Origin of the sequence: Mycobacterium kyorinense, assembly GCF_001672775.1 — a bacterium.
Classification (GTDB): domain Bacteria; phylum Actinomycetota; class Actinomycetes; order Mycobacteriales; family Mycobacteriaceae; genus Mycobacterium; species Mycobacterium kyorinense_A.
Genome location: NZ_LZKJ01000013.1, coordinates 1 through 5,771 on the forward strand (window position 1 = coordinate 1; position 5,771 = coordinate 5,771).

Sequence of the window (5,771 nt, forward strand, 5' to 3'; positions counted from 1 at the left end):
CAACCACCACGACACGGCCACCGTCACGCAGACACGCCGCACGCAGCGCCCTCACGATGACACTGAGCACGCTCGCGCAAAGGGGTGACCATCGCTGATACTTGAGGTCATGTTCACCGGCATCCGCACCGCCATCCGCAGCGCCGGCGTGGCCACGATGATCGTCGCGGCCGCGCTCGGCGGAGCCGGGGTCAGCACCGCCGACCCGAACGGCCAAATGTATGGCAATCCCGAAGCCGCCGCCCCGTACTGGCGCTACCAGCATCAGGAAGACTGCGGGCTGATGGCCGTTGCCGACGTGGTCGGCCAGCTCACCGGCCACGAGCCCACCCAGATCGGCATCGAGCTACGCGGCCTGTTCACCAAGAGCGAGTCGCACCGCGGCTCCATTTACGAGTTCGACGGCACCTCCCCGCAGGACATGGTCGTGCTGCTCCAGCACTACGGCATCCAATCCGAGCTGACTACCGGCAACACCATGGAGACCTTGGAGCAGGATCTGGCCGGCGGCCACAAGGTGATCGCCGGGCTCAACGCCGAAACCATCTGGAACTATCCCCCGGGCCAGGGCCAGCGGACCGACCCCGACCACGCCGTCGTGGTCACCGGGGTCGACACCCGCGACGACACCGTGCACCTCAACGACAGCGGCATCCCCACCGGCCGCGACGAGCAAATCCCGATGGCCACTTTCGCCCAAGCCTGGTCCACCAGCGACAACCTGCTCATCGTCACCCAGCAAACCGGCAACCAATAAACCGGTCAGCGCAGCTGTCCGCGCACCACCGGCAGACCCGGGTCGCTGGCCACGTCCAGTGGCGACGGCGGCGCGCCGGCCGAGACCAGATGCGCCGCAAACGAAGCGATCATCGCGCCGTTGTCGGTGCACAGCCGCGGCCGCGGAATCCGCAGCGCTAACCCTGCTGCGGCACAACGCTCTTCGGCCAGCTCCCGCAGCCGCGAGTTGGCTGCCACGCCGCCGGCGATCAGCAGAGTCGAGACTCCGAGCTCAGTGGCGGCGCGCACCGCCTTCATCGTCAGCACGTCAGCGACGGCCTCCTGGAAGCCAGCCGCGATGTCGGCGGTCCAGGCGTCGGGATGGCTTTCCACGTACCGGGCGACGGCGGTCTTGAGACCGGAGAAGCTGAATGCGTGCGGGTCATCGCGCGGCCCAGTCATGCCGCGCGGGAACACGATTGCGTCGCGGTCACCGGTGCGGGCCAGCTCGTCGAGCACCTTGCCGCCCGGATAGCCGAGCCCCAGTAGCCGGGCCACCTTGTCGTAGGCCTCCCCGGCGGCGTCGTCGACGGTGCCGCCCAACTCGACGATCGGTTCGGCCAGTGACCGGACGTGCAACAGATGGGTGTGCCCGCCGGATACCAGCAACGCCACGCTGGGCGGCAGCGGCCCGTGCTCGTAGACGTCGGCGGCCAAATGCCCGCCCAAATGGTTGACCGCGTAGAACGGCACATCCCACGCGGCCGAATAGGCTTTGGCCGCAGCCACTCCCACCAGCAGCGCGCCGGCCAGTCCGGGTCCGATGGTGGCTGCGACGACATCTGGCCGGGTGATGCCGGCCGCCGCCAACGCGCGGCGCATCGTCGGGCCGAGTGCCTCCAGATGTGCTCGCGAGGCGATCTCGGGCACCACGCCGCCGAACCGGACGTGCTCGTCGACGCTGGATGCCACCTCGTCGGCCAGCAGTGTCACGGTGCCGCCGGAGTCGAGTCGGGCGATGCCGACACCCGTTTCGTCGCAGGAGCTTTCAATCGCCAAAATGGTGAGACTCATGCCGGGTCCCGTCGCATCGTGTAAGCATCAGCGCCACTGATCCGGTAGTACCGTCGACGCAGCCCGACATCGGTGAACCCGACGCTGCGGTACAGCGCGATCGCCGCCGCGTTGTCGGTGCGGACCTCCAAGTGGACAACGCCGCCGTCGGCGAAGTCCAGCAGCTCGCCCAGCAGCCGGCGTCCGATGCCGCGGCCCTGATAGCCCGGGTCAACACCGATGGTGTGCACCTCGTACTCGAACGGCGGCGTGCGGCCCAACCGTGAGATGCCGCCGTATCCCAACAGCAGGTCGCCGATGCGCGCGGCGACGTAATGGTTGTGCTTGGCGGCGAGTTCGCGGATGAATGCGGCCTTGGGCCACGGATCGTCGCCGGGAAACAGCAGCGCCTCCAGTTCGGCACATCGCTTGGCATCCGCGGGCGTGAGCGGCCCGAACACCACGCTGCGCTCCGCCGCTGGTTTGGCGTCCGGCCGACGCAGATACAACGGCACCAGCGGCGCCGGCTCGTCCGACCAGTCCACCGCGGCTACCAGCCCTGCCGGCGTCGGGTGGGTCGGCTCGCAGCGCGGCAGGTCGAACAGCGCCGCATGTTCGGGGGATCCGGCCACCTCGCGCGCCGCGCCGGGGTTCACATCAGCGGGCGCATTGACGGCCGGCCCGTCGACGCGCACACCGGCGCGGTAACGGGCCCAATAGATTTCACGCCGGCGCGCGTCGGTGACAACCAGCGTCTCGCCGGTCGTCTGCCCCCCGATGGCGTCCAGGCTGCACACGCCGTACACCGGGATGCCCAGCGCGTGCCCGTAGGCCGCCGCGGTCGCCATCCCCACCCGCAGGCCGGTGAACGGGCCAGGACCGCAACCGACCACGACGGCGTCGAGGTCGGCCATCGTCAGCCCGGCATCGGTGAGCGCGCCCAACACGTTCGGCGTGAGCCGCTCGGCATGGGCGCGGGCGTCGACGGTGATGCGCTCGGCCAGCACCTCGAGTGCGTCGGTGACGATTCCCGCCGTGACCGACGGGGTGGCGGTGTCGAGGGCCAGGATGCGGCGCGGCATCAGCAGCTCCACTGCCAGGTCGCGGTGCGCACGTCGGAGTTGGTGATCCGCTCGAGACGAATGTCGAGGTGACGTTCGGAAAGTCGTTCGGCCAGCCCCTCGCCCCACTCCACGACGACGACGGCGTCGTCGAGATCGGTGTCGAGGTCCAGCGAATCGAGCTCGCCGAGCAGATCGGTCCCCTGGTGATCCAGCAGCCGGTAGACGTCGACATGGATCATCGCCGGCGCGCCGGCGCGCCTCGGCGGATGCACCCTCGCCAGCACGAACGTCGGCGACGTGACCGGCCCCTCGACATCCAACGCCTCCGCAATTCCCTTGGCAAGCACGGTCTTTCCGGCGCCAAGCGGACCGGAGAGCACCACCACGTCTCCGGTGCGCAGCTGTGCGCCCAACCGAGACCCGAGCGCGATCGTGTCTTCTACCTGCGCCAGGGTCGCCGTGCCGCCGCCGAGTTCAGCCACGCCGCCACGACCGTTCGCGCCACCGCCGGCTCAGCGCCGCCAGTCGGCCCGGCGTGGCTCGCCTGACCAGCCGCACCAAGGCGTCGTTGATCCGCTCCGGCTTGCCCAGCAGCACCAAATGACCGGCCCTGGACATGATGATCAGCTCCGAGTTGGGCAGCGCATCGGCCATCCGCCGCGAATATTCGTCAGGGGTGAGCAGGTCGTGATCACCGCAGACGATCAGGGTCGGAATTTTCCCCAGCGTGGGCAGCGAAGCGGTTTCGTCGTGCACCTCCAGCGCGTGCAGGAACTCGACCATCGTCGGAATCGGCGTGCCGTGCATCATCTTCTGCGAAAACGCCACCACGCTGGGGCTGACGTCGAAATCGCCATAAGACGCTGCCCGCAGAATCGGTCCGATCACCGAACGCGCCGCGTTGCGGCCGCGGTGTACCAGCTTCGGCGCCGACCGGGCCGCTAACCGAATGGCGTTCAGCGCCGGGTTCTCCAGGATCTCACCCAACGGCGACCTCGAAACACCTTCGGCTGCAGACGAAATCAGCGCCGCGCCGACGATCCGGCTGCCGTAGTGGTGCGGGTACTGCCTGGCATGCGACAACACGGTCATGCCGCCCATCGAATGACCGACCAGCACGATCGGGCCCCGCGGCGCGATCACCTGCAACACGGTCTCCAAATCCATGCCCAACTGCGACACCGTGTAGGTTTCCGGCGGCGCTTCACCCGAACGGCCGTGCCCGCGCTGGTCGTAGAAGATCATCCGGACCCGCGAGCCCCACTCTTCGCACAACCGCTTGCGCTGAAAGTAGAAGGCGCCCATCCGAAGACAGAAGCCGTGCGCGAACACCACGGTCAGCGGGGCGTCGACGGGCCCCACCTCACGCACGGCCAGTGGGACCCCATCGGGCGTCGTCACCACATAGCTGCGGTCGCCGTCGAGCGCCTCGAAATTCTCGTGGACGTAGGGGTCGTCTGCGATGACGCGCCGAGTGACCTGCCGAGCGACCGTCACTCCGGCTATCGTGCCCACCGCACCCATACCGGCCGCACCGGCCAGCCAGCGGGCAAGTCCTGCTCGGGCCGGGTGCGCGTCGTCAAGACCGTCGCCGCTCAACGACTTTCGGCCTCGAGATACGTTCGGGTAACACGACCACGGGGGCTTGTTACCACTTCGTAGTGGATGCTGCCCAGTAGGTCAGCCCAGTCCTGCGCGGTGGGTTCCCCCTGGGTGCCCGGCCCGAACAGAATCGCCTCGTCGCCCTCAGTGACGTCTGGTGTACCCGGGCCCAGATCGACCACGAACTGGTCCATGCAAACCCGCCCCACGCTGCGGCGGCGTCTGCCGTTGATCAGCACATCGAGGCGACCGCTCAGCGAGCGGAACACGCCGTCGGCGTAGCCCAGCGGCAGCAACGCCAGATTGGTGTCACGCTCGGCGATCCACGTATGCCCATAGGACACCCCTTCACCGGCGCGCACCGAGCGAACCAGCGCGACAACACATTTGACCGTCATCGCCGGCACCAGGTTCAGGTCATCGCGCTGCGGGAAGGGGTTGAGCCCGTAGACCGCGATGCCGGGCCGCACCATGTCGAAGCAAAAGTCGCGGCGGGTCAGCGCGGCCGGCGAGTTCGCCAGATGCGCCACCTCGAAGTGCACACCCTGATCCCGGGCCTGCGCCAGCATGTCGTCGAACCGTTGAGCCTGTAGGTCGTTGGCGGGATGCGCGGGCTCGTCGGCGCACGCCAGATGCGACATCAATCCACGCACCTGGATGGCATCGTCGGCGACGGCGCGGCGCAGCGCGGTCAGCATCGACGGGTATTCGGCGACACGGACCCCGTTGCGGTTCATCCCGGTGTCGGCCTTCACCGTCACCGTCGCCGTCTGACCGGTGCGGCGCACAGCGTCGAGCAGTTCGTCGAGTTGGCGCAGCGAGGACACGGCGATCTGGATGTCGGCGCTCACCGCCGGAGCAAAGTCGGTGCCGGGCCGATGCAGCCACGCCAGCACCGGTGCCGTGATGCCGTCGGCGCGCAAGGCGAGCGCTTCCTCGATCGTGGCCACGCCGAGTTCGGTGGCGCCGGCGCCCAGCGCCGCGCGGGCCACGGGCGTGGCGCCGTGACCGTATCCGTCGGCCTTGACGACGGCCATCAGCTGCGCGGGCCCGGCGTGCTCGCGCAGGACCCGCACGTTGTGTGCAATGGCACCGAGGTCGACGACCGCCTCGGCGATCAGGCCGCTCGTCTGGGAAATCGCAGTCATCTCCCCGCTATTGTCCCAGAAGCGGGCGTGGAGGCCGCTACACCCCGATTGTGCGGTTTCATACGCTCTTCCCGGCGTGTTGCGTATGAAACCGCACACTCGGCGCGGAGGAGCGGCCGATCGCCAAGCTCAGTGGGCGAAGTGCTGCTCGTCGAAGTGCCCGCCGGGCTTGACCTTGTCCAGGTTC

The 5,771-nt window shown here is 68.6% G+C and carries 6 protein-coding genes and 1 pseudogene; 1 reads left to right on the top strand and 6 read right to left on the bottom strand.

What is annotated here, in order from left to right; translation table 11 throughout:
• The first annotated feature begins 109 nt into the window (after window positions 1–109).
• Window positions 110–757, top strand: a complete 648-nt coding sequence (locus A5707_RS01160; RefSeq protein ID WP_065012703.1) for a C39 family peptidase — start codon at window positions 110–112, stop codon at window positions 755–757.
• Between the two features lie 5 nt (window positions 758–762).
• Here the strand turns inward: A5707_RS01160 and tsaD are convergent, their stop codons facing one another.
• From tsaD to alr, 6 genes and pseudogenes are all read right to left on the bottom strand, one after another.
• On the bottom strand, window positions 763–1,791 hold the full coding sequence (gene tsaD, locus A5707_RS01165; protein ID WP_065012704.1) for a tRNA (adenosine(37)-N6)-threonylcarbamoyltransferase complex transferase subunit TsaD: 1,029 nt from the start codon (window positions 1,789–1,791) through the stop codon (window positions 763–765).
• Window positions 1,788–2,234, bottom strand: coding sequence for a ribosomal protein S18-alanine N-acetyltransferase (gene rimI / locus A5707_RS24275; protein WP_232000589.1), 447 nt, complete (start codon window positions 2,232–2,234; stop codon window positions 1,788–1,790). Before rimI ends, tsaD begins: the two co-directional genes overlap by 4 nt.
• Before the next feature lie 9 nt (window positions 2,235–2,243).
• Window positions 2,244–2,852, bottom strand: a pseudogene (tsaB, locus tag A5707_RS24280) (tRNA (adenosine(37)-N6)-threonylcarbamoyltransferase complex dimerization subunit type 1 TsaB); the annotation flags it as partial.
• Window positions 2,852–3,316, bottom strand: a complete 465-nt coding sequence (gene tsaE, locus A5707_RS01175; protein WP_065012705.1) for a tRNA (adenosine(37)-N6)-threonylcarbamoyltransferase complex ATPase subunit type 1 TsaE — start codon at window positions 3,314–3,316, stop codon at window positions 2,852–2,854. The gene tsaE and the pseudogene tsaB, both read right to left, overlap by 1 nt.
• Window positions 3,309–4,358: an alpha/beta fold hydrolase gene (locus A5707_RS01180; RefSeq protein ID WP_065012706.1), complete on the bottom strand. Its 1,050-nt coding sequence runs from the start codon at window positions 4,356–4,358 to the stop codon at window positions 3,309–3,311. The genes tsaE and A5707_RS01180 overlap by 8 nt, the downstream gene beginning before the upstream one ends.
• Before the next feature lie 71 nt (window positions 4,359–4,429).
• Window positions 4,430–5,584 carry an alanine racemase gene (alr, locus tag A5707_RS01185; protein ID WP_065012707.1) on the bottom strand — a complete coding sequence of 385 codons (1,155 nt, stop codon included), beginning with the start codon at window positions 5,582–5,584 and terminating at the stop codon, window positions 4,430–4,432.
• Between the last annotated feature and the right edge of the window lie 187 nt (window positions 5,585–5,771).